Raw genomic sequence first — 25439 nt, forward strand, 5'->3', positions numbered from 1 at the left:
GACCCCACCCTGGCCAGAGGTGCTCGCGTAGCTCGCGCGCCTTCCTAAGCCCCCCACCCGCTGCCCCGCAGGGTGTTGGGCGCGAACGAGCACTGAAATTCCAGCCCCAGATAGGCAAGGCCCGGCCGGATGAGGGACATTCCGTCCTGATGTACGGGCAGGCCATGCTCCTCCAGGGCGCCGAGTGGCGTCAGGTAGCCGGAGCGCTGGTTGGGTGGGCTTCAGCTGCCAACCACTTGGCTTGCACGGCGTCTTCAGCTGATCCTGGTTGCCGGGGCAGTGGGCACTACGGGCTATAGCCCTTGAAGACATAGAAGGCGAGGGTCTCCAGGAGCCCTACCATCCGGTAGTCGTCGTTTTGCTTGCGTGTCGGCGCGGTGGCGACTCTCGCGTGCCGGATCGCCAGGGTAACCCCCTCATACGGGTCCTCGGTGAAGGCGCTGATCAGCGTCTTCACCGCGTTGTGCTTGATGAGCAGCCTCCCCCACGCCGCATCCGGGTTCGGGTGATCATGGTCTGCGCCTGCGGGCATCTCCTGGGAAGCCTGTCCGGCGAATCGGTCGGCCACCATGTTCAAATCCGCCTGAAGCGCATGAACTGCGATCCCCCTGTGGCCCGCTGCGATGGCGGCCAGCGCTTCGTCAAGTAGCGATCGCTCTCCCTGATCCCATGGCTCTGCCGCCCGAAGCGCCAACTGCGCCACGATTACGGTCCCCTCGGAAAACGCCTCAACGGGCAGAGCAGCTGCGAGCGCGGCAACCTGTGGATGGCGGGCAAGCAGTTCTTGCTGCGCCGGACGCAGCGTCAATGGAGGCCTTGCTTCAGGGTCCTTCTCCGCCTCTTCGATCCTCAAGATGAGGTGCGGCCCATCTTTCCATGCCTGGTCCACGCGGACGCCCGTGATGGTCTCCGCGATGGTGAACGCGGCCGCCCGCCAATCCTCCTGCCACTGCGCTCGAGTGATGCCATACCTGCTGGACCACTCCACGTACTCGGCTTCGTACGCATCCGTCATTTGACGAACCGGATCGAAGGAGACGTCCAACCGCCCGCCGGAGGCATACGTGAACACCGCGTCGAGTTCGCCGGTCCATGCCAGAGTCAAGGCTTCGCCACCCGCCGACAGGCCCCGCAGAGTATCCCGTCCCGCTCCCCGGTATCTCGTCAGTTCAACTGCCAAGATCCAGTCTTCTACCGGTGATATGAGGACGACGCCCTCGTCGGCCGCCATCTCATAGGAGTCGTACACCTCGTCATAGGGGCCCTCGTTGAGCTGATCTGGGCGCCCGCCGAAGGACCGCACGACGCCGTCGACATCGTTGCCGCGCACCCACGTGAGACAAGCCGGCACCTCGAATAACGACCCGATGAGGCCACGGTATGTGAAAAAGACGGACATCTCTAAACTCCTCGCACTCGGCCATGGGTGGTCCGATGGTGTCGACTTCGCCCACGAGGAACGAATAGCAGAGGTGAACGAACCTGTGTATGCCACTGCGAGCCCACGCGCGGGCGGGCGGATGTGCTTGCAGCCGGCAGTGCTCATGTGTGCGTAGGGGAACTTCTTCGCTGCGGCAACTGCCGCGTCTGACCGCTTGGAGGTCGTCTTCGTCGCCGCGCTCGGAGGTGTTGCGGTGGCGGCGCCGTTAAGAATGCAGACCTGGGGTTGCCTACCATGTTGGCGCCGAGGTTCATGGGCCCGGTCGCGTTCCAGCCTGGGAAGCCTGAGATAGAGGGCCACCTCGTTGGCAGAGCTGTCGTAGACGCCGACGAGATGGAACCACTCGTTAACCGGCGGCTGGATGCCCGCTGCCCCGGCACCGTCGCTGATTCGACGGCCAGCTAATTTGACATCTCTCTAATCAGAGGCGCACGATATGCACTGATTCGACATACTTCTAAACAAGGGCAGCCGGCAACCCGACACCCTTCGCCTCCTGAGGAGAGCCCTGTCATGAGCAACAGCTGCTGCGGCACCACCACCGCGCTCGAACTCGAGCAGATCGTGCACAGCCCCGACGCGGCAGGTCTGCCGGTCGTGGTCATCGGCGCCGGCCCGGTCGGCCTGGCCGCCGCCGCCCACCTGGCAGAACGCGGCCAGCCGTTCCTGGTGCTGGAGGCAGGTGAGCAGGTCGCCGCCTCCGTCGCCCGATGGGGACACGTGCGGGTGTTCAGCCCGTGGAAGTACAACATCGACGCCGCCGCCCGCCGCCTCCTTCACGCCGACGGCTGGAGCGCCCCGGACGACGAATGGCTGCCCACCGGCGCCGAGCTCATCGACGACTACCTCGCCCCGCTGGCCAAGCTTTTCGGCGAGCGCGTACGGCTCGGCGCCAAGGTCGAGGCGATCAGCCGTGAAGGCTACGACCGGGTCCGCACCAACGGCCGCGACGGCGTGCCGTTCCTGATCCGCCTGGAAAGCGGCGAAGAGCTCCAGGCCCGCGCGATCATCGACGCCTCCGGCACCTACGAGACCCCGAACGTCCTGGGCGCCAGCGGCCTGCCCGCCCACGGCGAGCAGCAGGCCGTCACTGATCAACGGATCGACCACGCCCTGCCCGACGTGCTCGGCGCGGACCGCGACCACTACGAGGGCAAGCACATCCTGGTCGTCGGCGCCGGCCACTCGGCCGCCACCACCCTGCTCGCCCTCGCCCAGCTCTCGGCCGGCACCCGCATCACCTGGGCCATCCGAGCCGGCGGCGCGAGCCGTACCTACGGTGGCGGCGACGCCGACGCCCTCCCGGCCCGCGGCGCACTCGGCACCCGCCTGCGCGCGCACGTCGACTCCGGCCGTATCCAGCTCGTCACCGGCTTCTTCACCCACCGCGTCGAGCGCGACGGCGACGAGATCACGGTGATCAGCCGTGACGCGTCGGGCCACGAGCGGAACCTGGCCGCCGACCGGGTCGTCGCGGCGACCGGCTACCGCCCCGACCACACCATCGCCAGCGAACTCCGCCTCGACCTGGACCCGATCCTGGGCTCCACCCGGCGGCTCGCCCCGCTGATCGACCCCAACCAGCACTCCTGCGGCACCGTCCCCGCGCACGGCGTCGACGAACTCGCCCACCCCGAACCCGGCTACTACGCCGTCGGCGTCAAGTCCTACGGCCGCGCACCGACCTTCCTCATGGCCACCGGCTACGAGCAGGTCCGCTCCGTCATCGCCGCCCTCGCAGGCGACTGGGCGGCCGCCCGGGACGTCCAGCTCAACCTGCCCGAGACCGGCGTGTGCTCCTCCAACCTGGCCGAAGCCCAGGAACAGCGGGTGGGCCCGGCCACCGGCATCAGCGGCGGCCTGCTCAGCACTCCGCTCCCCCTCGCTGTTTCGGCCGAGAGCGGCGGGAACTGCTGCGGCTGACCACCGCCTATAGTTAGATTGACGTCGAACCAAGGAGTCGTGCCATGGCCGCCCCCGCAAGCGTCGCCTGCTGCGCGCCGATCGCCCGCGAGCCGATCTCCGAGAGCGACGCGGCCGAGGCGGCAGTGCTGCTCAAAGCGGTCGCCGATCCGGTACGGCTGCGCCTGCTGTCGATGATCGGCTCCCACGCGGGCGGCGAAGCGTGCGTATGCGACCTGACACCCGTCTTCGACCTGACCGCCCCCACGATCTCCCACCACCTGAAGATCCTGCGCACCGCCGGGCTCATCGACGGCGAACGCCGCGGCACCTGGGTCTACTACCGCATCATCCCCGAGACCGTGAACAAACTCGGCGCCCTGTTCGCGCCCCTGGGCGAGGTCGCGCCCGCTTCCAGCGGCACCGTCGACATGGAGTTCGTCTCGCTCTGATCAGGCGGGGGCGGGATCTCCAGCGCACTCCTGGAACGGGTCGAGGAGGTGGCCGTCAGGCCGGCAGCAGGTCGGCCAGGAGTTTCTCGACGCGGTTCTTGATCTCGTCGCGGATCGCCCGCACGGCGTCGATACCCTGGCCGGCGGGGTCGGAGAGTTTCCAGTCCTCGTAGCGTTTGCCGGGGAAGATGGGGCAGGCGTCGCCGCAGCCCATGGTGATCACGACGTCGGACGCCGCGACCGTGTCCGTGGTGAGCACCTTGGGCTGTTCGGCGGTGATGTCGATGCCGGCCTCGCGCATGGCCTCGACGGCGACCGGGTTGATCTGGTCGGCCGGTGCGGACCCGGCCGAGCGGACTTCGATCCGGTCTCCGGCCAGTTCGCGGAGCCATCCGGCGGCCATCTGGGAACGTCCGGCGTTGTGCACGCAGACGAACAGCACACTAGGCATTCGCAGGCTCCTTAAACAGTTTTCGGCCCCAGAGGCTGACGTAGACCAAGGCGACCAGGACGGGCACCTCGATGAGCGGTCCCACCACTCCGGCCAGGGCCTGGCCGGAGGTGACGCCGAACACGCCGACCGCCACCGCGATGGCCAGCTCGAAGTTGTTGCCCGCCGCGGTGAAGGCGAGCGTGGTTGTTCTGTCGTACGGCAGGCCGATCGCCCAGCCGGCCAGGAACGAGCCACCCCACATCAGCGCGAAGTAGGCCAGCAGCGGCAGCGCGATCCGGGCCACGTCCCACGGGCGCCCGCTGATCGTGTGGCCTTGGAGGGCGAACAGGATGACGATGGTGAACAGCAGGCCGTACAGCGCGATGGGGCCGATCTTCGGCAGGAACCGCCGCTCGTACCAGTCGCGGCCTCGGGTGCGCTCGCCGAGCCGGCGGGAGGTGTAGCCGGCGGCCAGCGGGATGCCGAGGAAGATGAGGACGTACTGCGCGATGTCCCAGGCGGAGACGTCCAGGGTGCTGCCCGCCAGGCCGAGCCAGCCGGGCAGTAGTTCCAGGTAGAACCAGCCCAGGGCGCCGAAGGCGATCACCTGGAAGACCGAGTTCAGGGCGACCAGGACGGCGGCGGCTTCGCGGTCGCCGCAGGCCAGGTCGTTCCAGATGAGGACCATGGCGATGCAGCGGGCCAGGCCGACGATGATCAGGCCGGTGCGGTATTCGGGCAGGTCCGGCAGCAGCGCCCAGGCCAGCGCGAACATCAGCGCGGGCCCGAGTACCCAGTTGAGCACCAGCGAGGACAGCAGCAGGCGGCGGTCGCCGGTGACGGTGCCGAGGCGGTCGTAGTGGACCTTGGCCAGCACCGGGTACATCATCAGCAGCAGACCCAGCGCGATCGGCAGCGAGATCTCGCCGATCTTCACTGCTTCCAGGGCGCCGTCCAGGCCAGGGAGCAGGCGGCCGAGCAGCAGTCCGGCGGCCATCGCGGCGCCGATCCACACCGGCAGGAATCGGTCCAGCGTGGACAGGCCGGCGATCACACCCGGGCTCGGTCCAGGCGTCATGGTGCTACGCCGCAGCCGGGGCGCCGAGGATCGCCGACAGCTCGCCCAGCGTCTCGGGGACGAGGCGATAGTAGACCCAGGAGGCGCGCCGCTCGGAGGTGAGCAGGCCGACGTCCTTGAGGACCTTGAGGTGGTGGCTGATGGTCGGCTGGGACAGCTCGAAGGCGCCGGTGATGTCGCACACGCACACCTCGCCGCCCTCGCGGCTGGCCACGATCGACAGGATGCGTAGCCGTACCGGATCACCCAGCGCCTTGAACACCCGCGCGACACCCGCGGCCTGCTCGGCGTCCAGCGGCTCGCGCGCCAGCGGCGGGCTGCACTCCAAGATCTGCAGCAGCTCCATGCGCTCTTCCTTATAGATGACCATCGATATTGATCAATGTCTATGCTACAGGTCGGCCAGCAGGGCGCGCACCCGGCCGGCATTTCGGGACGCCCGCTGTCACATTTATGCACGGGCGGGTGAACAGCCCTCTCCTGCTCGGGGGCAAGAGTGGCGCGGGCGGGACGCGGTGCGGAAGACTGCGTCGATGGCCGCTGAGTACACCCAGAGCGATCAGTTCCGTGGTGCCCGCATCCACCTGTGCGACCTTGCCGGTCTCGAGATCCGCGACTGCGAGGTCACCGGCCTGAAGATCGTCGACTGTTATGGGAGCGACGTCTACCTCGGTGGCGCCTTCGAGCGTCTCGTCGTCAACGACGTCGACGTGACCGCCTACGTCGAGGCCGAGCTCGACCGGCGGAACCCCGCGCGGGTGCTGGCGCGTGACGCCGCGTCCCCCGGCGACTACCGGGCCGCGTGGGACGCCATCGAGGCGCTGTGGACGGCGACGCTCGACCGCGCCAGGCTGTTGCCCGAGGCCAAGCTGCACGAGCGGGTCGACGGCGAGTGGTCGCTGGTCGAGACCCAGCGGCACCTGCTGTTCGCCGCCGATGCCTGGCTCGGCAATGCCGTTCTGGAGGAGGAGGCGCCGTACCACCCGCTGGGCTTCCCCTACAGCGGGATGCCGGCCGACGCGACGGCGCAGCTCGGTCTCACCCTCGAAGCCGACCCGACGCTCGACGAGGTGCTCGCGCCGCGGCTGGCCCGCATGGCCACGATGCGGCGGGTCGTCGACGGGCTCACCGAGGCCGAACTCGACCGGGTATGCGGTCGCAAGCCGGCGGACCCGTATCCCGACCAGGAGTACGTCGTGCGCCGCTGCCTCAAGGTGGTGCTGAAGGAGGAGGCAGAGCATCACCGTTACGCGGTGCGCGACCTTGCCGTGATCGAGGCCGGCTCGATCGGCTGACGTTCGAGGCGGGGATGGCGAAGGCCCCGGCGTCCTGCGACGGCCGGGGCCTTCCACGTGTGCGTACCGGTGTGCGTGTCGCCTCTCGGCGAAAGGCTCAACGCGGCTCCAGCCGAACGGTAGTCCGCGAAGGCGAAAGGTGAGGCCCGGGGACACTGGGCACACCGGCCACGAGAGGTGTAACCACCTGGCGCCTGCCGATGTTCCCTGACCCGGGATTCAGGTTCCGGTCACGGTGCTGCGGCGTTCGATCAGCAGCACGTCCCGCCACAGGCCGTGGTGGCGGCCGACGCGTTCGCGGGTGCCCACGACGCGGAAGCCGAGCGCCTGGTGCAGCGACAGGCTGGCGGCGTTGTCCGGGAAGACGCCCGACTGGATCGTCCACACGCCCGCGTCCTCTGCCGCGGCGATGAACGCGGTCAGCAGGGCCCGGCCGATGCCGTGGGCCTGGCAGCCCGGGTGCACGTACACGCTGTGCTCGACCACGCCGGCGTACACCGGCCTGCTCGACACCGCGGAAGCCGCGACCCAGCCGACGACCTCGCCGGTCTCGGTGTCGACGGCGACGAAGCGCGGGTGCGGCAGCTTGCCGGCCTCGAACCCCTCCCACGAGGGCGCCACGGTCTCGAAGCTCGCCTGCCCGGTGTCGAGCCCGGCCTGGTAGATGGCCAGCACCTGGGCCGCGTCGCCGGCGCGCATCGGCCGGATCTCCAGGCCGGGCCCGACGGCCGGCTTGACCGCCTGGACGATCGCCGAGTGCACGCCGTCGCCGTGGCCGGCCGTGAGCGTGATGGCCACTCGCACGAACCCGGCCGCCGCGAGCAGGGCGCGGTAGGTGCCGATGCCGAGCGCTCCGGCGGCGCAGCCGATCCGCTGCTCGGCCGCCGCCTGCCGTACCGGATCGGCGGTGTTGTCGACGACCACGTCGCTCACCCCGAACAGGCCGCCGGGGCGCAGCACCCGGAAGGCCTCGGCCAGCACGGCGGCCTTGTCGTCGGACAGGTTGATCACGCAGTTGGAGATGACCACGTCCACGCTGCGGCCGGGCAACGGGATCCGCTCGATGCCGCCGTGCAGGAACTCCACGTTCTCCACTCCGGCCTGCTCGGCGTTGCGGCGCGACAGCTCGACCATGTCCGCGCTGGCATCCAGCCCGTACGCCTTGCCGTACGGGCCGACGCGGCGGGCCGACAGCAGTACGTCGATGCCGCCACCAGAGCCCAGGTCCAGCACCGTCTGCCCGGCGCGCAGCTCGGCGACCGCGACCGGGTTGCCGCAGCCCAGGCTCGCCAGCAGCGCGCCGTCCGGCAGGCCGGCCAGGTCGTCGTAGCCGGCGGTGCCGAAGCCGCCGTCGGCGAAGGCCCGCGGGCCGCAGTCGAGGGCGGGCTCACCGTTCATGGCCTGGCGGGCCAGGCCGGAGTAGCGCTGAACGATCTCCTCGTCGGCCATCATCGGCTCCTTCACTCGCACATGGGTGGTTCGGGGACGGGCTTGCCCATGACCACGTCGGCCGCGGTCGGGAAACAGCTCACGCAGTTCTCGTTGATCCGGTACAGGCCGGCGGTGCCCCGACGCTCCACCAGCACGAAGCGCACCTCGGCCAGGATCTTCAGGTGGTGGGAGACCGTCGACTGGCCCACCCCGGACGCCTCGACGATCTCGCCGACCGTCATCGGCTCCCGCCGCCGGGCCAGCAACGACACGAGCTGGATCCGGGTGGCGTCGGCGAGCGCCTTGAACCAGCTCGCGTACTCCTCGGCCTCGGCCCGGCCCAAGGGCTTCTCATTCATCGTTAATCGACGATAGTCGATTATTCAAGCCTTCGCCAGCCTGCCGCGCGCGAGGGTGTCCACTGGGCCCTATTGCGGCAGGAAGCTGGCCGCGATCGTCTCTAGCCTCGCCGCATGGAGATGACCAAGCAAGATCCCGAACCCCAGGGCGAGAACACCGTCAACGGGTTCGTCGTCGTTGACGGAGCCGCGCCGTTCATCGACTTCCTCGTCGCGGTCTTCGATGCGACCGAGCGGACCGAAGCCCGCGCCCCCGACTTCTACGCCGGAGACGGAACGCTGATCCACGCCGAAGTCAAAATCGGCAACTCGTTGCTCATGGTCGCTGACCGTAAGGCCGGCTGGCCGTTCACTCCGGCCCTGACCCAGGTGTACGTCGCCGACCCCGAGGAGACGATGCGCAGAGCCGTCGAACGCGGTGCGACCGTCGTCACCCCGGTGTCTCCCTTCTACGGCGGGTACGGCATCGCCCGGTTCCTCGACCCGTGGCGCAACCTGTGGTGGCTGTTCTTCCCGGCGGCCGGGGAAGAGCCGGACTGGGAGGAATCCGCTGAACCCAGCCCCGTGTACACGACGCTGCTCGACACGATGGTCACGCTGGCCGACCCCAAGGGCTGAGGCACAGACGCACAAATCCCGGACGGGTGCGTTCAGGCTCCTTCGCCAACGCGGGTCAGGCGGGGGCGAATCCAACGTGTGGTGTGCGGACGTATTACGGGCAGGTGCCGCCCACGAAGGGAAACCAGAGATGATCAAGCGCCTGTCCAGGTTCGCCGCCATCCTCGCCGCCGTGGCGGTGGCCGCGGTGATGTCGTCCCCTCCGAGCACGGCGGCCGTCGCCCTGTCCGCGCCGGAGCCGCTGCGGGTCGACACCGTCACCGCGACGCAGATCTCCTTCCACTGGTCGCAGAACACGTCGGGGAGCGTGGGCATCCTTCGAGGCCGGGTCTATCAGAACGGGGCCCTGGTCGCGACCACGCGGCTGCAGCGCTACACCGCTTCCGGGCTGGTTCCGGGCGCCACGTACTCCTTCCAGGTGATCGCCGCCGATGACGCCGGGAACACCTCGCCGCCGAGCCGTACACTGACGATCACCACGCGCGGACCGGGTGTGGTTCCGCCAGGACCGGCGAACCTGCGGGCAACCGAGGTGGCCTCCGCGCGGGTCGGGCTCGCCTTCGAACAGCCCGACGACAGCTGGGACATCAGCTATTACGAGGTTCTCGACGGGGGCGCGGTCGTCGCCACCATCCCCGCCGGGCCCTTCGACGGGATCGAGACGATCGGCCTGGCGGTGCGGGGGCTCACCGCGCAGTCGTCGCACGCGTACGTGGCGCGGGCGGTTCGCGGGGCCATAGGCGTGTCGCCCTCGTCGAACACCCTGACGCTCGACACGCTTCCGCGTACGGACCCGGCCGCGCCGTCGGCTCCCACCGGGCTGGTGGCGAAGACGGCCAGGTACGCCTGCTTCACCGTCGATCTGACCTGGAACCAGTCGAGCGACAACGCCGATCCGCAGCCGGCGATCGACTACGAGGTCCTGGTCAACGGCACGCACGACGGCTGGGTGCGCGGTGCAGGCGCGTACACCATCGGCATCGTGCCCGTGGGGGACAACACGATCGCGGTCCGGGCCGTGGACAGCTCCGGCAACGCCTCCGCCGCCGCCACGACCACGTTCGTGCGTTCGCCCAGTTGCGGCGACGACGCCTGACACCAACCGTGGGCTGCTCCCTACGTCGTAGTGCCTGGCGGGAATCTGCGTTGAACGTGGTAGCCGGACGAGCGCCCGCAGGGCGATGATCGCGGGCGGCGCCGCGGCGATGATTTCCCCACATGCACGACTTTCGTGAGGAGACATCCATTGCGTGTCCTGTCCCGAAGAATCGCATCCACGCTGGCCCTCGTGCTCGCCGCGGTGACAGCCGGTTCCGGAGCGGCGCTGGCCGAGTCCGCGGCGGGCGGCCCTCGCGGCTGGGCCGCCACCTGGGCCGCCTCGCCGCAGCGGCCGGGCGTGAACTACACGCCGAACTGGTCGCGGGAGGGCTTCTCCCAGCAGACGGTCCGCCAGGTGGTCCGGGTCAGCGTGGGCGGGGTGGCGGCGCGGGTGCGGCTGTCCAACGTCTACGGGACCACGCCGCTGAAGGTCGCGGGGGCCACGGTCGCGCGTACCGCGGACGGCGCCGCCGTCCGGCGTGGGTCGGTCCGGCATCTCACCGTGAACGGGGCGAGGGCCTTCACGGTCCCGGCCGGGGCCGAGATCGCGAGTGATCTGGTGCCGCTGCCCGTGGAGGCCTTGGGTTCGCTCACGGTCACGCTCTATCTCGCGGAGCCGACCGGTCCGGCGACCTACCACGCCCAGGCCATCGCGCCCAGCTACCGCGCGAGCGGCGACCACCGGGCCGACGTGGGCGGCGCGGCGTTCACCGAGACGACCGTGTCCTGGTACTACCTGAGCGGCGTTGACGTCATCGGCGGTACGCATCGCCGTGGCGTGGTCGCCTTCGGAGACTCGCTGACCGACGGCTACGGGTCCACGCCGGGCGCCGACAACCGCTATCCCGACGAGCTGGCCGAGCGGCTGGCCGCCGCGGGCCGGCCGCGTGCCGTACTGAACCAGGGGATCGGCGGGAACCGGGTGACGGTCGACTCGGCGCAGCTCGGTGACAAGGGCACGTCCCGGTTCCGGCGCGATGCCCTGGGCCAGCCCGGCGTGGGCACGGTCATCGTCCTGGAGGGCATCAACGACATCGGGATGAGCCGGACGTCCACCGACGTCTCCGCGCGGCAGGTCATCGCCGGGCACCGTGAGCTGATCCGGCAGGCGCGGGCCGGGGGTGTGCGGGTCATCGGCGCGACGCTGCCGCCGATGAAGGGTTCGCAGTACTACGACGCGGTCAGCGAGGCCAAGCGGGACGAGGTCAACGCCTGGATCCGCACGTCGGGTGAGTACGACGCGGTGGTCGACCTCGACCGGGTCCTCGCCTCGTCCTCCGACGGGGACCAGCTCGACCCCGCCTACGACTCCGGTGACCATCTGCACCTCAACGACGCCGGGTATCGCGCGGTGGCGTACGCCGTCGATCCCGCCGACCTGCGCTGACGCGACCCCCGCCGGGGGCGCGCGGCCGCTCGTGGAGACTCAGCGGAGCCGGTTGCGGTCGGCCCAGGCGGCGATCGCCGCCGCGATCCGCTCCGGCTGGTCTTCCGCGGCGTGGTGGCCCGCGGCGCCGGCGTACTCGATCTCCAGCGCCGCCACCGCGGACCTGCTCCACTCGGCCACCTCGGGCGTGATGAGCAGGACGGGCGAGCCGTCGAAGGTGAGCAGGAGCTTGGGGGTCTCGTGGCTGGCCGTGAGCCACTTTCCGTAGTCGGCGATGCGGCCGGCCACGTCGGCGGGTTCGCCGTCCAGCGGGATGGACCGGGCCCAGGCCAGGATCGGGCGGCGGCTCTCGGGGGTGGGGAACGGCGCGAGGTAGGCCGCCTTCTCCTCCTCGCTCACCGGGGTGAGTACGCCGCCGGTGTAGGCGGTCTGGATGAAGTAGTCGGTGCTCAGCACCAGTTCTTCGCCCTTCGGGGAGCGGATGGCCTCGGAGCGGGCGCGTGGGCCCTCGCCCAGTTCGGCCCAGGACAGGGGGCGCAGGAAGGTTTCGAAGACGGCGACGCCGCGTACCTTGCCGGGGTGGCGGGCGGCCCGGTCGAGGGCGAGCGCGCCGCCCCAGTCGTGGCCGACGAGCACGACGTCCTCCAGGCCGAGCGCGTCGAACCAGGCGTCCAGGTAGCGCGCGTGGTCGGCGAAGGTGTAGCCGATGCCGGGCTTGCCAGAGCGGCCCATGCCGATCAGGTCGGGCGCCAGCAACCGGCCCTCGCCGACCAGCGGGAGCACCTTGCGCCACATGTGGGAGGAGGCGGGGTTGCCGTGGAGGAAGACGATCGGGGTGCCGGAGCCGGTCTCTTCGTAGTGGATGGTCGAGCCGAGAACCTCGATGGCGGGCATCGCGTACTCCGTTAGTCAGATAAACGTTAGTTACACGAACGAAATTACATCGTTAGTGCCACTAACGCAATAGCCTTGGCTCATGGAGAACACCCCGGCCCGCCTCAGAAGGGTGCCGAGCAGACTGCTTGGCCTGGCCGCCGCCCAAGCCGACCGGGTGGTGACCTCCAGGTTCGCCGAGCTGGGCGCGCGCAAGTGGCACTACAGCGCCCTGGTCGCCCTGCACGACTCCGGGCCGGCCAGCCAGGCCGAGCTGAGCGACCGGACCGGGATCTATCGCAGCGATCTGGTCGCCGTCATCAACGAGCTGGCCGAGCGTGGGCTGGTCGAGCGTACGCCGGACCCGGACGACCGGCGGCGCAACGTCATCTCGCTGACGGAGGCGGGGCGGGAGCAGTTCGTCCGGCTGGAGGCCGCGCTTGCCATCATGCACGAGGAGTTCCTCGCCCCGCTGACCGAGGCCGAGCGAGAGCAGCTCGTCGACCTGCTGGTCAAGCTCGTGTTCCCGCAGTAGGTCGCGCCGCCGTTCCCTTCGCGGCCCGGCGCGGCAGCATCACGATCGCCGCCAGCAGACCCACCACCCCGATCCCCGCCGAAGCCATGATCGCCGCCTGGTATCCGGAGGTCAGCGCCTCCGGTGAGGGGTTGGGGCCGGAGACGGTGGTGGCCAGGGAGACGAGGGCGGCGACGCCGATGGAGATGCCCACCTGCGGGGTCACGTTGAACAGGCCGGAGGCCAGCCCCGCCTCCTCCGGAGTGGCCTCCGCCGTGGCGGCGATGGTGACGGCCACCACCAGCAGGCCGAAGCCGATGCCGGTCAGCAACTCGGGGGCGAGGAGCGCGCCGAGGAAGGTGCTGGTGGGGGTGATGCGGAGGTACGCGACGGCTCCGGCGGTGATCAACGCCATCCCGGTGACGGCGGTGGCGCGGATGCCGAACCGGCTGACGAAGCGGCCGCCCACGGTCGAGGCGGTCAGGGCGATCGCTATGGAGATGGCGACGACCGACAGGCCGGCTTCGGTGGCGGAGTAGCCGAGGACGTACTGCGTGTAGAGGGTGAGGATGACGAACAACGGCTGGGCGGCGGCGGCGACCAGGAACATGATCGCGTTGCCCGCGCGCAGCAACGGCTTGCGGAAGATCGAGAGCGGCATCAGCGGGTTCTTGGAGCGCGACTCGATGACCAGGAACAACGCCAGGACGACGACGGCCAGTCCGCCCAGGGGCAGGGACGACTCCACGACCGCGTACATGAGCAGGCCGAGGCCGGCCGTCGAGGTGACCGCGCCCAGCACGTCGAAGCCGCGGGCGCCGGAGGGCGCGACCTGGGGGAGCAGGCTGAGCGCGAGGACGGCGACGACCACGCCCACCGGGACGTTGACATAGAAGACCGAACGCCAGCCGAGCCAGTCGGTCAGCACGCCGCCGAGCACGACGCCGGTCGAGGCGCCCACGCCGCCGACCGCGCCCCACAGGCCCATGGCCCGGTCGCGGTCGGGGTCGCCGTTGAAGATGGTCATCACCAGCGACAGCGCGGCGGGCGCGACAAGAGCCGCGGCCATCCCCTGTACGGCCCGCATCGCCACGACCAGCACCCCGCCGGAGGCGAGCCCGCCGAGCAACGAGGCGAGCGCGAACAACAACATCCCGGCGACGAACACCCGCCGCCGGCCGAAGAAGTCGGAAAGGCGCCCGCCGAGCAGCAGCAGGCCGCCGAACACGAGCGAGTAGGCCGTGTGCACCCACGACAACTGCTCCTGGCCCATGCGCAGGTCCTGGCCGAGGAGCGGCAGCGCGATGCCGACGATGGTGGAGTCAAGGATGAGGACGAACTGGGTGGTGGTGAGGAGGGCGAGGGCTGTCCACTTGTTCTTCACGATGCTTCCTTAGGGAACGACTTGTAACAGTGGACATCGTGTGTGACTATCAGGGTCCTACGGAAGAAGGCACTTTCATGTCCCAGGGGAACACCGCTGTACCAGACCAGCTCAAGACGCTGGCGGACGCTCAGGCGCTCATCGACTCGGGCCAGTGCCCGATCCCGCCGCGCGAGATCCTCGACCGGATCGCCGGCAAGTGGGCGATCCAGATCATCGTGGTCGCCTCACGGGGCCCGGTCAGGTTCACGGAGCTGGAGCGCACGGTCGAGGGCGTCAGCAGGCGCATGCTGACGCTGACCCTGCGCAACCTGGAGCGCGACGGCATGCTGGAGCGCACGGTGTATCCGACGGTGCCGCCGAAGGTGGAGTACCAGACCACGCCGATGGCTTTGGAGCTGTATGAGGCGCTGCTGACGGTGACCAACTGGTCGCGCAAGCACAGCGCCTGCGTCGCGCGGGCGCGCGAGAACTACGACCGGCGCCTGAACGAAGAGGCCAGCAGTGGCAGCAGCATGACGCCGACGAAGATCGGCGTGGCCATGTAGCGGAAGTCCTGGGCGGAGATGTTGGCCAGAATGGCTAGTTGCTGGCCGAGGACGATGGCGGCGACGCCGAGCACGTACCGGTTGCGCAGCGACCAGGCGGCCAGCGCGAGCGCGAGGTAGGACAGGTACGACCAGAGGGCGCCCCGCCACAACATCCAGTCGACGGCCTTGTCGAGCGTGACGTCCAGCCAGGTGCCGGCCAGCGTGTTCAGGCCCTCGTTGAGCGGGCGCAGGGTGAAGACCTCGCGGCCCCGGTAGTCGGGCACCTGGTCCTCGCCGATGTAGGAGTCGGCGTTGGGGCGGCGGGAGAAGCGGTAGGTGTCGCCGCCGGTCTCCTCGTCGTCGGCCCAGAGCTGCCAGGCGATCGCGCCCCTGCACAGACGGGTGTCCACGACCAGGCCGGGCTCCTTGATCAGCAGCCGCTTCCACAGGTCGAGCAGTTCGGTGGCGTGGGCGTCGGCCTGCGGCCAGCTGAAGTCGCCGCGCCAGATCAGCGGGTTGATCGTGTGGCAGGTGCCGCCCTTGTCCCAGCGTTTGAGCGGCGCGATCGTGGCGAGCATGGCCCGGTCGCTGTTGTCGAACAGGTCGGGACGCTCGTGGAAGGCGACCGCGATGTCGCCGAAGGCGGTGTGGTAGACGTACGTCTTGCTCGGCGCCGAGATCCCGACCAGCGGGAAGATCAGGTTGCTGAGCAGCAGGGGGATGGCGGCCGCCGCGGTGCCGAGCAGCGCCAGCCGTACCCGCAGAAGGGGCACGACCAGCAGGAGCGCGGCCACGGCGATCGCCACGACCAGGAACCCGTTGGCGCGGAAGAGGCCCAGCAGCGTGAACAGGGCCGACAGCGCGGCCAGGCGGCCGTTGGTGAGGTCGCGGTCGGCGGCCACGCGCGCGCAGACGCCGGCGATCGCGACCGCGCAGATCGTGAACGGCACGTCCTTCCACAGCGCGACGGAGAACGCGCCGAGCGGCGGCAGGAACGCCAGCAGGATCGCCATGGCGTTGGTCCAGCGCGGCGGCGCCCCGAGCGCGATCAGCGCCCGCGCGAGGAACGTGAGCGTGAGGGCCATCGCGGTCGTCTGCAGCAGCGTCACCGCGCCGAGATCGCCGGTGAGCCGCATGCTGAGCCACAGCACGGAGTCGTAGAGGACCGAGTGGTCGCTGATCCACGGTCCGGCCAGGGTGTGGCTCAGATAGAGGACGGAGTCACGGCTGAACAGGCCGGGGTAGAAGGCCGCCCACCAGCAGAGCAGCACGATCTGGATGGGCAGAAACGTGGAACGGAGAACGCGCATGAGTCCTGAGGCCGGGGAGGGTGCACCTTGGGGGCACACCCTACCCGCCCATTACGGATATACCATTCCCGGCGCCAGTTTCTTGGCCCCGGCAAGCTGGGGCACGGTGACGAGCGTGTAGCCGCGCTTCTTGAGCTCCTTGATGATCTCCGGCATCGCCCGCACGGTCTGCGGGACGGTCTCGTGCATCAGGATGACCCCGTCGCGCCTGGCCAGCCGCAGCACCGCCGCCTTGATCTTCTTGACGTCGCGCGACTGCCAGTCGAGTGTGGTGCCGGTCCACATGACCTGAGACATGCCCTCCTGCGCGGCCAGCTCCACGATGCGCTCGTCGGTGTGCCCGTACGGCGGGCGGAACATCTTCGGCGTGATCCCCGCCACCCGCTCGACGATCTCCTGCGTGAGCCGCAGTTCGGTCGTGACCTGCTCGTCCATGAGCGAGGGCAGCGACGGGTGCCCGTAGGTGTGGTTGCCGATCGCGTGCCCGTCAGCGACGGTCTTCTTCAATACGGCCGGCCGCCGCTCCACCTGCTTGCCCATGACGAAGAACGTCGCCTTGACCTTCGCCTTCTTGAGCACCTTGAGCAGCTCGGGCGTCGTCTTGCCCGGTCCGTCGTCGAACGTCAGGGCCAGGCACTTGGCCTTCGCGCAGTTGACCTTCGCCGCCTGCGCGGGGATCGCCGGAAGGACCGTTCCCGCCACGAGTCCCGCCACGAGCCCTGCCAGCACCGCCACTCCACGCCCGACCACCGGGCACCACCTCCCCTTCGCGAACCCCCGGCAAGTGTGGCATATCCGCGATATCCATCTTTCGCATCGTGCGACGGAATCACCTCCGGGGGAATTGATTGCCCCACCATTGGTATGTCGGGAGGTCAATCCGCGGCGCACCGGCGCCGATCGGCGAGAGGGTCGAGGGCGTGCGCCTGCTCACTCCTCGCATCTTGCCGGTCGCAACCGCCGCGGAGCCCGCGGTCCGGGCAGGGAGGGCGGCGCTGGTCGCCTTCGGCGTGTACACGGTGCTCCTGCCGCCGGCGCTCCTGGTGCCCGCTCTGGTCGGCGCCGACCCGTTCACGCTGCGCGGCACCCTGTTCCCGCTGGCCGTGGGCTTCATGCTGGCCGTACCGCTGCTCGCGGTGGCGCTCATGTGGCGGCGCCCGGCCGTCTACGACGTGGCCGCCGCCGCGTTCGCCGCGTGGACGGCGCTGGCCATGCGCGTGGCCCTGCACGGCACGCCGTTCGGCTTCGACGGGCTGTCCGGCGACATGGCCAGGATGGCCTCGATGGCCACCAGGTTCAGCGTGGTCACGGCCAGCAGCGACGGCATCGTCGAGGGCGTCGCCGCCGAGTACCCGCCGCTCTACCCCTGGCTGATCGGCCGCGCCGCCGCGCTCACCGGCATCCCCGCCTGGCAGCTGCTGGCGGAAGCGGAGATCGTCTGGACCTCCGCCGCCGTCGTCGCCGCCTACGCCCTGTGGCGCCGCACCACCACCGCCCCCGTCGCGCTGGCGCTCGCCGTCTTCAGCCTGGTCGCGTTCTCCTACCCGTGGAAGGCCTACGAGGTCTTCGCGCTGGCCGTCTTCATCCCCTGGGCGCTCGGCACGCTGGCCGCCCGTCCGGGCGGGCGGATGCACTGGCTCGGCTCCGGGCTGCTGCTCGGCCTCATCGTCCAGCTCTACCTGGGTTTCTTCCTGTACGGCATAGCCGGCCTGCTGGCCCTGGTCGGCTACGCCTTCTGGCAGAGCGCCGACCGGTGGGGGCTGCTGTGGTACTTCACCAGGGTCGTGGCCATCGGACTGGCCGTCTCGGCCTGGTACGTGGCGCCGTACCTGGTCACCCTGGCCACGACCGGCGGCCAGAACGTCGCGGACCTGTACGCGACCCCGGCCGTCGCCGCCTCCTCCTTCCCGTTCATGCAGCCGTCCTTCCTGGGCGCGGTCGAGGCCGCCGGCCTGGTCGGCACGGTCGCGCTGCGCAACCGGACCTGGTGGGGCCTGCCGATGGCGCTGCTCATCGCCGGCACCTACGCCTACCAGGGCGCCTACGCCGTCGGCTTCGTGTTCACCGGGCACACCGGGATGGCGCACCACTCCATGCACCTGCTGCACGGCCTGCTGCTCGCCTCCGGCGTGCTGTCGCTGACCTGGCTCGTGCCGAAGCTGCCGGTGAAGCCATGGGCGCAGGTCGCGCTGGCCGTCTGCGTCGTCTGGTCCGGCAGCTACCTGTGGCGCGCCTGGTCGCCGGTGCCGGTGGGCTCGGCCGCCGCCTCGCACGCCGAGGGCGTGCACGCCGCGAGGGCGCACGCCGAGCCGTTGCCCGACGGCAGGATGCCCGCCACCGGCGCGGCCGGGCAGGAGGAACTGCGCCAGCTCGGCGCGGCCCAGCCCTGGGCCTTCCCCGTCGCCGAGATCCGCCGCGCCGTCCGCGAGCACTACGGCCCGCACGCCCGCCCGCGCACGCTGGCCGTCGACGAACGCCTCTACTCCTACCTGCCCTGGCCCGGCTACCTGCCCGTGGTCAGGACCGCCGCCCTCAGCGTCGTGCGCTGGGACGACAGGTACGCCGAGCTCCAGCGGCTGGCCGCCATCACCGACCCGGAGCGGTTCGCCGCGGCCACGCGGGCGAGCAGGTTCGGCGGGATCGACGTCTTCGTGCTGTGGGCGCGCAAGGCCGCCTGGACGTGGCGGCCCGTGCTGGCCGACGGCAGTACGGCGCAGTTCTCCCCGGTCCAGTTCTCGCCCCGGCACTTCGCGGTCGTGCGCGACCTGCCCGGCGGGATCGTCGTCGCGATCAGGCTGCCCGATCGTCAAGTCTCGGCAAGGAGTGAGCCAGGACCCTGCCGAGGCGCAGCGTGTGCGGCCCTGGACGCCCATGCTTCCTGACAGGGAGGGGGAAGCGATGCGGGTACTGATCATCATTCCTGCGTACAACGAGGAACAGTCGATCCGGCTGGTCATCGACGAGCTGGAATCGGCCTGCGGGTACGCCGACATCCTGGTCGTGGACGACGGGTCCGCGGACTCCACCGCGGCGCTGGCCGAAGCGAGCGGCGTGGCCGTGCTCCGCCTTCCCTACAACCTCGGCGTCGGCGGCGCCATGCGCGCGGGCTACCGCTACGCGCTGGACCGCGGCTACGACGTGGCGCTTCAGGTCGACGCCGACGGCCAGCACGACACGCGCTACATCGGCAAGCTGGTCGCCGCCGTGGAGTCGGCGGACATCGTGATCGGATCGCGCTTCGCGGGGGCGGGCACGTACACGAGCGCGAAGTTCGCCAGGCGCCTGGCGATGCGGCTGCTGGCCATGGTCGTCTCCGGCCTGGCCAGGACCAGGCTGACCGACGTGACCAGCGGTTTCAGGGCCGCCAACCGGAAGGCGATGGCGATCTTCGCCGTCCACTACCCGGTGGAGTACCTGGGCGACACCGTGGAGTCGCTGGTCATCGCGGTCCGCAGCGGCTGCGTGATCAGGCAGATCCCGGTCAAGATGCGGCCCCGCGAGTACGGCACGGCCAGCCAGTCGAGCCTTCGCGCGCTCGTCTACCTGGTCAGGGCCGGTGTGGCACTGGGCCTGGCGCTGATCAGGCGCTGGGAACCGGTCGCCGCGGCCGAGGTTCCGGAGAGGGCCGGAGTATGAGCGTCTACATGCTGGGCCTGGTCGGTGCCGTCGTCACGGTCTCGATCGTCTTCGAGATGCTGCGCCGCAGGAAACTGCGCGAGAAGTACGCCACGTTCTGGGTGCTGCTCGCCGGGGTGATCGTGGTGATCGCGTTGTTCCCCGACGTCCTGGCCGGCGCCGCCGCGATGCTCGGCGTGCAGGTGCCGGCGAACCTGCTGTTCTTCCTCGGCAGCCTCGTGCTGCTCGGGGTGAACGTGCAGCTCAGCTCGGAACTCGGCCGCCTGGAGGAGCGTACGCGGACGCTGGCCGAGGAGGTCGCCCTGCTGCGACTGTCCGGCCGCGAGCACCGCTGAGCATGACCACGCTCAGGAGCCTGCTGCGCTTCCTGCTGGTCGGCGGGCTGAGCTACACCGTCGACCTCGGCGCCCTGTACCTGCTGCACAGCGTCCTGGCCGTCGGCCTGGCCCCGGCCACCCTCCTGGCGTTCCTGCTCGCGCTCGTCGTCAACTTCGCGCTCAACCGGTCGGTGTCCTTCGCCGCCGCGCCCGGCCGGATGCGCCGCCAGTTTCTGCGCTACTGCACGCTGTGCGCCGTCAACTACGGTCTCACCCTGGTCGGCGTGCTCGGGCTGGTCGAACACGGCACGCACTACCTGGTCGCGAAGACCGCCATGGTCGGCGTGGGCGTGGCCGTCAATTTCGTCCTCTGCCGCTACTGGGTCTTCCCCGCGGTGAGCCATCGGAGTGAGCGACCTGACTACCATCCAAGCGTCCCCGTCTGAGCGGACCACGATCGCGGCGAAGCCGTACCGGATCGACCGGCTGCCCGCCCTCGTCTTCACCGGCTGCCTGGCCGTCTACCTGCTGTGGTGGGCGGCCTTCTATCCCGGCCTGATGAGCTGGGACTCCATCACCTACGTGTGGCAGGTGACGACCGGCAACTGGCGCGCCGACCACTCGGTCCTCTACGACGCGCTGGTGTGGCTGTCGCTGGCCGCGACCGGCGACCTGGCCGCGCTCACCCTCGTCCAGGCCGCCGCCGCCGCGCTCACGCTGGCCGTGCTCGCGTGCGTGGTGCGCGACTTCGGCGTCCCGTGGGCGTGGTGCCTGGCCGCCGCCCTCGCGGTGGCCGCGCTGCCCGCCACCGGCACGTTCGTGGTCACGGTGTGGAAGGACGTGCCGTTCGCGCTGGTCCTGGTGCTCATGACGGCGACGCTGGGCCGCCTGGCGCTGCGCCGCCGCTCGTGGCCGCTCATCGCCGCGCTGGGCGTGGAAGTGCTGGTGCTGTGCCTGTTGCGCAACAACGGCTTCCTGTTCGCCGCCATCGCGATCGCCCTCGCCGTCATCCTGCTTCCGGGGACGCGGGTACGGCTGGCCGGCGCCGCCGCCGTCCCCCTGGCGACCGTCTACCTGGTCACCGCCTACGCCTACCCCGCGATGAGCGTGGACCCGGTCCGCCCCTGGCTGAGCTACGCCACGGCCTACTCCGACATCGCCGTCACCTACGCCCGCCGTCCCGGCGCCTTCCAGGAACGCGACCTGACGCTGATGGCGCGGATCGCGCCCCTGGAACACTGGAAGTCCAACGCCAACTGCCTCAACGCCGACACCACCCTCAGCGCTGGCTTCGACGTCGCCCGCGCCGACCGGCACTACAAGAAGCTCGTCGGCCTGTGGGTGCGGCTGATCAAGCGCGCCCCCGATGTGGTCACCGCCGCCCGGCTCTGCCGCGGCTCCGTGGCCTGGGTGGCCTTCCCCGCCCAGCCGGGCGAGCGCGTGCTCGTCGGCATGCCCAACGTCCCCGAAGACCTGTACGGCTGGCGCGCCTCCGGCCAGACGATGGCGGCCAGCCCGTACCGGCCGATCCTGGCCACGCGCCCCCTCTCGCAGACGCTGCACGACGCCGCGGTCTTCGTCAGGGGCCTGTCGCTGACCGAGCAGTTCGAGTGGCTGCTGTGGCGCGGCGCGACCTGGTGTTACCTCGTCTACGCCGCGGCGGCCGCGCTGGCCTGGGCCGGACGGCGGCAGGCGGCGCTCGTGCTGGCGGCGGTCGTGGCGGGGCACCAGCTCGCGGTGACGGCGGCCATCCCGGCGCAGCTGTTCAGGTACATGGCCGCGCCCATCATGATCGGGATCATGTTGCTGCCGATCCTGGTGGCGGTGCTGTCCAAGCGGCTGCGGAGACCGGCCGGCGAAGGTCAATAGATCGCCTGGTTTTCCTCTGCTCCCCACCAAGCGACCCGGTGATCGTGTCGCTTTTGGCCATGCTGACATGCGGTTTGCACGTCGATCGGGAGGAAGCTTCGTGACGCCTGTGCTCAGCGTCGTCGTACCGTTCCACAACGTCGAGCCCTACCTGGAGCACTGCCTGTCCTCGCTGGCGGCCCAGGAGTTCCCGGATCTCGAGGTGATCTGCGTCGACGACGGGTCGAGCGACCTCAGCCCGGTGATCGCCAAGGACTTCGCTGGCCGCGACCGCCGCTTCACGCTGCTCCAGCAGCAGCACAGCGGCCCCGGCCCTGCCCGCAACGCCGGGATCGCGCTGGCCTCGGGCCGCCTGCTGGCCTTCGCCGACGGCGACGACTACGTGCCGCCGGAGGCGTACGCCACGCTGATCGAGAGCCTCGAACGCACCGGCTCCGACCTGGCCTGCGGCAACGTCTGCTGCTTCGACTCGGTGACCACGTGGCGCTCGCCGCTGCACGCCGACATGTTCGCCGCGACCGTCGAGCGCACCCACGTCAGCCGCATGCCCGTGCTCATGACCGACAGGACCGTGTGGAACAAGGTCTACCGGCGCGCGTTCTGGGACGCCGCCGAGCTGGCCTTCCCCGCCGGCTACTACGAGGACACGCCGGTCGCGGTCCCCGCGCACGTGCTGGCCGACACGGTCGACGTCCTCAGCACCGTGGTCTACCACTGGCGCCAGCGCGACTCCGGCACCCGCTCGATCACGCAGAGCCGGCGCGAGCGCGGCCATCTGGAGGACCGCGTCTCCACGATCGAGACCATGCGCGACTTCCTGCGCCGCGACCACCCGGCGCTGCTGCCGCTCTACGACGAGCACGTGCTGCGCAGCGACCTCGTGCCGTTCCTGAAGGCGTTCGAGTTCACCGACGGCGGCCGCGACGACTACCGGCGGCGCTTCTTCGACCGGCTGGAGCCGCTGCTGGCCGCGATCCCGCGCGACGTCTCCATGTCCCTGCCGTGGCTGGAGCGGCTCGCCTACCACCTGGTGCGTACGCGCGAGGCGGACGAGCTGACCCGGCTGCTGACCGACCGCCGCACGGGCCGGGCGTTCGCCGTCCGGCGGCGCTGGCCCAACTTCTACGTCGACCATCCGCTGCGCCGTAAGGGCGGGGTGCCCGCGCGGCTGTTCCGCGTACGGCCGGCCGAGGTGACCCTGCTCGCGCAGGCCGACCGGGTCATCGAGGCGGGCGCCGGATTCCGGGTCGGCGGGCACGCGTACTTCGAGGGGCTGGACGCCGCGGGCTCCAAGATCCGGATGTGGCTGCAGCCCGGTGAAGGCCGCCGCGTGGAGGTGCCGGTCCGCAGGGTGAGCAGGCCGGACGTCAGCGAGGCCCACGGCTGCGAGCCAGGCGTCTACGACGACTCGGGTTTCGAGGCCGACCTCGACGTGACCGGCCTCTGGACGCCGGCGAGCTCGGCCACCACCTGGGAGGTACTGGTCGAGGTGCGCAACGGCCGCGCGCACGCCGAACTGCCGCTGCCCCTGCCCGCCCGCGTGCTGCCCGCCCAGTCGCTCAACCGCTGGCTGTCGCGCTCGGCCAAGGTCGAGACCATCAGGAGCAAGGGCCACCTGGTGGTGCGGGCCAGGTCGGTGCGGGTCGTGGCCGAGTCCTGCGCGGACCTGCCCGGCGGGCTCGAACTGCGGGGCCGCGTCTTCACCGCCGTCCGTACCGGGGAGCTGACCTCGGCAGACACTACGACCCGGCTGCCGGTGGAGTTCCTGCGCGGCAAGGACGGGACCGCCTTCCGCGTCCTCATCCCGCACGACGCCGGATTCTCCGGCGCGGTGTGGCTGGAGAGCGGCAAGGAACGCTTCAAGATCTACACCGCCGAGCACTGGGCCGACGGCTCCGGCGCCACCCCCGGCGGCGAACGCTGGCTGAGCGCCACCCGGACCGGCGCGCTCACCGCGACGAGCAGGGAGCGGCGGCCCGCCGTACTGTCGGCTGAATGGACCGACGCGCGCTCGCTCACGCTGCGCGGCCACGACCGGGGTACGGCCAGGCCCGCCTCCTTCCGGCTGGAGCGCTCCGGCGGTGGCGGCGTCCACGAACTGCCGGTGACGTGGGAGGGCCAGAACTTCACCGTGGAGCTCGACCCGGCCGCCATGCCGGTCTTCGGGCAGAGCCTCCCGCTGGCCCCGGGAACCTGGCAGCTCACGGCGGCGACGGACGCCGGACGGGCCGCGATCGGGCTCACCAACAGCGCGCTGCGCGAGGCGGGGGCCGAGATCACCGTGGGCGCGCACGACCTGCGCCTGCAGTCGGACGCGGAGGACGTCGCCGAGCTGCGGGTCCGCGCCCTCGCGGCCACGGGCAGGGCCGCGCTGCGGCGCGCCCTGGACAAGGACTATCCGCGCCTGCGCGCCATGCCCGCCCTCGACCTGGCCGTCTTCGAATCCTGGGAGGGCCGCCAGTACTCCGACAACCCCCGCGCGATCTTCGAGGAGCTGCGCCGCAGGGGCGACGCGCGCGAGTGCGTCTGGGTCACCGCGGACGGCCGGTTCGAGCCGCCCGCCGGCGTGCGCACGGTGCTCAGCGGCAGCGCCGCGCATGTCGACGCGCTGGCCAGGGCGGCGCTCATCGTCTCCAACGACTGCGCGCCTGAGTGGTACGTCGCCCGCGAGGGCCAGAAATACGTCCAGACCTGGCACGGGACCCCGCTGAAGACGATCGGGCACGACGCCAGGCGGCACCCGTTCCCCGCCGCCATCGACTACGCCAGGCGCCTGGCCGGCGACGTCGCCAGGTGGGACCTGCTGCTGTCGCCCAGCCCGTACTGCAGCGAGATCTTCCGCCGCGCCTTCGGCTACCGGGGCGAGATCGCCGAGGTCGGCCAGCCCCGCAACGACGTGCTGCGCCGCCCGCCCGCCGAGGGCCTGCGCGAGCGGCTCGGCATCCCGCCGGGCAAGAAGACCGTCCTGTACGCGCCCACGTGGCGCGACGACGAGATCGGCCGGGGCGACCTTTACCGGATGAACCTCATGCTGGACCTGGCCGAGCTGCGTGAAGGGCTGGGCGAGGACCACGTGCTCCTGGTCCGCGCCCACTCCAGGGCCGCGGGCGCCATGCAGCCGCTCGGCGAGCCCGGCTTCGCGATCGACGTCAGCGCCTACCCGGAGATGGCCCACCTGCTGGGCCTGGCCGACGTGTTCGTGACCGACTACTCGGCCGCCCTGTTCGACTTCGCGGTGACCGGCAGGCCCATGGTCTTCTTCGCGCCCGACCTGGCCAACTACCGCGACCACGTACGCGGCCTCTACCTCGACTACGCCGCGGGGACGCCGGGCCCGGTGGCCGCCACCACACGGGAACTGGTCGCGGCGGTCAGGGCGGCCGAGATCGGATACGACGCCGCCTTCCTGGAGAAGTACTGCCCCCTGGATGACGGCCACGCCGCGGCCAGGGCGGTGGACCGGATTCTCGGCTGAGACGCCAAATCTCGGCAACGGGAGCCCCGGCTGATCG

The 25439-nt window shown here is 70.5% G+C and carries 24 protein-coding genes; 14 read left to right on the forward strand and 10 right to left on the reverse strand.

What is annotated here, in order from left to right:
* Positions 1-286: 286 nt before the first annotated feature.
* Entirely contained in the window at positions 287-1399 is a 1113-nt protein-coding gene (locus ACFWYW_RS27070) for a DUF6461 domain-containing protein (protein ID WP_379614367.1), read from the reverse strand.
* A gap of 555 nt (positions 1400-1954) precedes the next feature.
* On the opposite strand from ACFWYW_RS27070, the gene ACFWYW_RS27075 reads away from it, so the two are divergent.
* Together ACFWYW_RS27075 and ACFWYW_RS27080 are read left to right on the forward strand one after the other, a co-directional pair.
* A complete protein-coding gene (locus tag ACFWYW_RS27075; protein WP_379614365.1) occupies positions 1955-3364 on the forward strand; it encodes an FAD-dependent oxidoreductase in 1410 nt (469 codons plus the stop codon).
* 44 nt (positions 3365-3408) lie between these two features.
* Positions 3409-3795 carry a metalloregulator ArsR/SmtB family transcription factor gene (locus ACFWYW_RS27080; protein ID WP_379614363.1) on the forward strand — a complete coding sequence of 129 codons (387 nt, stop codon included), beginning with the start codon at positions 3409-3411 and terminating at the stop codon, positions 3793-3795.
* A gap of 55 nt (positions 3796-3850) precedes the next feature.
* Here the strand turns inward: ACFWYW_RS27080 and ACFWYW_RS27085 are convergent, their stop codons facing one another.
* Genes ACFWYW_RS27085 through ACFWYW_RS27095 form a run of 3 tightly spaced genes read right to left on the reverse strand, consistent with a single transcriptional unit; the run spans position 3851 to position 5652 of the window.
* A complete protein-coding gene (locus tag ACFWYW_RS27085; protein WP_379614361.1) occupies positions 3851-4246 on the reverse strand; it encodes an arsenate reductase ArsC in 396 nt (131 codons plus the stop codon).
* Complete coding sequence (gene arsB, locus ACFWYW_RS27090) at positions 4239-5306, reverse strand: ACR3 family arsenite efflux transporter (protein ID WP_379614359.1); 1068 nt, start codon at positions 5304-5306, stop codon at positions 4239-4241. Before arsB ends, ACFWYW_RS27085 begins: the two co-directional genes overlap by 8 nt.
* A gap of 4 nt (positions 5307-5310) precedes the next feature.
* Complete coding sequence (locus ACFWYW_RS27095; RefSeq protein WP_379614357.1) at positions 5311-5652, reverse strand: ArsR/SmtB family transcription factor; 342 nt, start codon at positions 5650-5652, stop codon at positions 5311-5313.
* Positions 5653-5839: 187 nt separating this feature from the next.
* Between ACFWYW_RS27095 and ACFWYW_RS27100 the strand changes: the two genes are divergently transcribed.
* Positions 5840-6601: a DinB family protein gene (locus ACFWYW_RS27100; RefSeq protein WP_379614355.1), complete on the forward strand. Its 762-nt coding sequence runs from the start codon at positions 5840-5842 to the stop codon at positions 6599-6601.
* 219 nt (positions 6602-6820) lie between these two features.
* On the opposite strand, the gene ACFWYW_RS27105 is transcribed toward ACFWYW_RS27100, so the two are convergent.
* Both ACFWYW_RS27105 and ACFWYW_RS27110 read right to left on the reverse strand, forming a co-directional pair.
* On the reverse strand, positions 6821-8053 hold the full coding sequence (locus ACFWYW_RS27105; protein ID WP_379614354.1) for a GNAT family N-acetyltransferase: 1233 nt from the start codon (positions 8051-8053) through the stop codon (positions 6821-6823).
* Between the two features lie 8 nt (positions 8054-8061).
* Positions 8062-8391 carry an ArsR/SmtB family transcription factor gene (locus ACFWYW_RS27110; protein ID WP_379614353.1) on the reverse strand — a complete coding sequence of 110 codons (330 nt, stop codon included), beginning with the start codon at positions 8389-8391 and terminating at the stop codon, positions 8062-8064.
* Between the two features lie 114 nt (positions 8392-8505).
* Between ACFWYW_RS27110 and ACFWYW_RS27115 the strand changes: the two genes are divergently transcribed.
* The 3 genes from ACFWYW_RS27115 to ACFWYW_RS27125 all read left to right on the forward strand — a co-directional run bounded on the left by ACFWYW_RS27115 (position 8506) and on the right by ACFWYW_RS27125 (position 11494).
* The gene (locus ACFWYW_RS27115; protein WP_379614352.1) at positions 8506-9009 is read left to right on the forward strand and encodes a VOC family protein; all 504 of its coding nucleotides are present in this window, start codon (positions 8506-8508) and stop codon (positions 9007-9009) included.
* Between the two features lie 130 nt (positions 9010-9139).
* Positions 9140-10105 carry a fibronectin type III domain-containing protein gene (locus ACFWYW_RS27120; RefSeq protein WP_379614351.1) on the forward strand — a complete coding sequence of 322 codons (966 nt, stop codon included), beginning with the start codon at positions 9140-9142 and terminating at the stop codon, positions 10103-10105.
* A gap of 150 nt (positions 10106-10255) precedes the next feature.
* Entirely contained in the window at positions 10256-11494 is a 1239-nt protein-coding gene (locus tag ACFWYW_RS27125; RefSeq protein ID WP_379641091.1) for an SGNH/GDSL hydrolase family protein, read from the forward strand.
* 39 nt (positions 11495-11533) lie between these two features.
* On the opposite strand, the gene ACFWYW_RS27130 is transcribed toward ACFWYW_RS27125, so the two are convergent.
* Positions 11534-12388, reverse strand: coding sequence for a haloalkane dehalogenase (locus ACFWYW_RS27130; protein ID WP_379625160.1), 855 nt, complete (start codon positions 12386-12388; stop codon positions 11534-11536).
* Between the two features lie 82 nt (positions 12389-12470).
* Here ACFWYW_RS27130 and ACFWYW_RS27135 point away from each other — a divergent pair, with 82 nt between their 5' ends.
* Complete coding sequence (locus ACFWYW_RS27135; protein ID WP_379625158.1) at positions 12471-12902, forward strand: MarR family winged helix-turn-helix transcriptional regulator; 432 nt, start codon at positions 12471-12473, stop codon at positions 12900-12902.
* Here the strand turns inward: ACFWYW_RS27135 and ACFWYW_RS27140 are convergent.
* The gene (locus ACFWYW_RS27140; RefSeq protein ID WP_379625156.1) at positions 12880-14265 is read right to left on the reverse strand and encodes an MFS transporter; all 1386 of its coding nucleotides are present in this window, start codon (positions 14263-14265) and stop codon (positions 12880-12882) included. The two genes, ACFWYW_RS27135 and ACFWYW_RS27140, sit on opposite strands and share 23 nt — an antisense overlap.
* 77 nt (positions 14266-14342) lie before the next feature.
* On the opposite strand from ACFWYW_RS27140, the gene ACFWYW_RS27145 reads away from it, so the two are divergent.
* Positions 14343-14813 (forward strand): winged helix-turn-helix transcriptional regulator, encoded by a 471-nt coding sequence (locus ACFWYW_RS27145; RefSeq protein WP_379625154.1) that lies wholly within the window; start codon positions 14343-14345, stop codon positions 14811-14813.
* On the opposite strand, the gene ACFWYW_RS27150 is transcribed toward ACFWYW_RS27145, so the two are convergent.
* Positions 14738-16105 carry a hypothetical protein gene (locus ACFWYW_RS27150; protein ID WP_379625152.1) on the reverse strand — a complete coding sequence of 456 codons (1368 nt, stop codon included), beginning with the start codon at positions 16103-16105 and terminating at the stop codon, positions 14738-14740. The genes ACFWYW_RS27145 and ACFWYW_RS27150 overlap by 76 nt on opposite strands.
* 51 nt (positions 16106-16156) lie before the next feature.
* A complete protein-coding gene (locus ACFWYW_RS27155; protein ID WP_379625150.1) occupies positions 16157-16855 on the reverse strand; it encodes a polysaccharide deacetylase family protein in 699 nt (232 codons plus the stop codon).
* Between the two features lie 194 nt (positions 16856-17049).
* On the opposite strand from ACFWYW_RS27155, the gene ACFWYW_RS27160 reads away from it, so the two are divergent.
* The 6 genes from ACFWYW_RS27160 to ACFWYW_RS27185 all read left to right on the forward strand — a co-directional run bounded on the left by ACFWYW_RS27160 (position 17050) and on the right by ACFWYW_RS27185 (position 25402).
* Positions 17050-18987: an arabinofuranosyltransferase gene (locus ACFWYW_RS27160; RefSeq protein WP_379625148.1), complete on the forward strand. Its 1938-nt coding sequence runs from the start codon at positions 17050-17052 to the stop codon at positions 18985-18987.
* Positions 18988-19003: 16 nt separating this feature from the next.
* Positions 19004-19741, forward strand: coding sequence for a glycosyltransferase family 2 protein (locus tag ACFWYW_RS27165; RefSeq protein ID WP_379625146.1), 738 nt, complete (start codon positions 19004-19006; stop codon positions 19739-19741).
* The gene (locus tag ACFWYW_RS27170; RefSeq protein ID WP_379625144.1) at positions 19738-20076 is read left to right on the forward strand and encodes a DUF2304 domain-containing protein; all 339 of its coding nucleotides are present in this window, start codon (positions 19738-19740) and stop codon (positions 20074-20076) included. Before ACFWYW_RS27165 ends, ACFWYW_RS27170 begins: the two co-directional genes overlap by 4 nt.
* Before the next feature lie 2 nt (positions 20077-20078).
* Complete coding sequence (locus tag ACFWYW_RS27175; protein WP_379625142.1) at positions 20079-20504, forward strand: GtrA family protein; 426 nt, start codon at positions 20079-20081, stop codon at positions 20502-20504.
* On the forward strand, positions 20467-21927 hold the full coding sequence (locus tag ACFWYW_RS27180; RefSeq protein WP_379625140.1) for a hypothetical protein: 1461 nt from the start codon (positions 20467-20469) through the stop codon (positions 21925-21927). Before ACFWYW_RS27175 ends, ACFWYW_RS27180 begins: the two co-directional genes overlap by 38 nt.
* Positions 21928-22027: 100 nt before the next feature.
* Positions 22028-25402, forward strand: coding sequence for a CDP-glycerol glycerophosphotransferase family protein (locus ACFWYW_RS27185; RefSeq protein WP_379625138.1), 3375 nt, complete (start codon positions 22028-22030; stop codon positions 25400-25402).
* The last annotated feature ends 37 nt before the right edge of the window (positions 25403-25439 follow it).

It is taken from the genome of Nonomuraea sp. NPDC059023 (assembly GCF_042740095.1).
Classification (GTDB): domain Bacteria; phylum Actinomycetota; class Actinomycetes; order Streptosporangiales; family Streptosporangiaceae; genus Nonomuraea.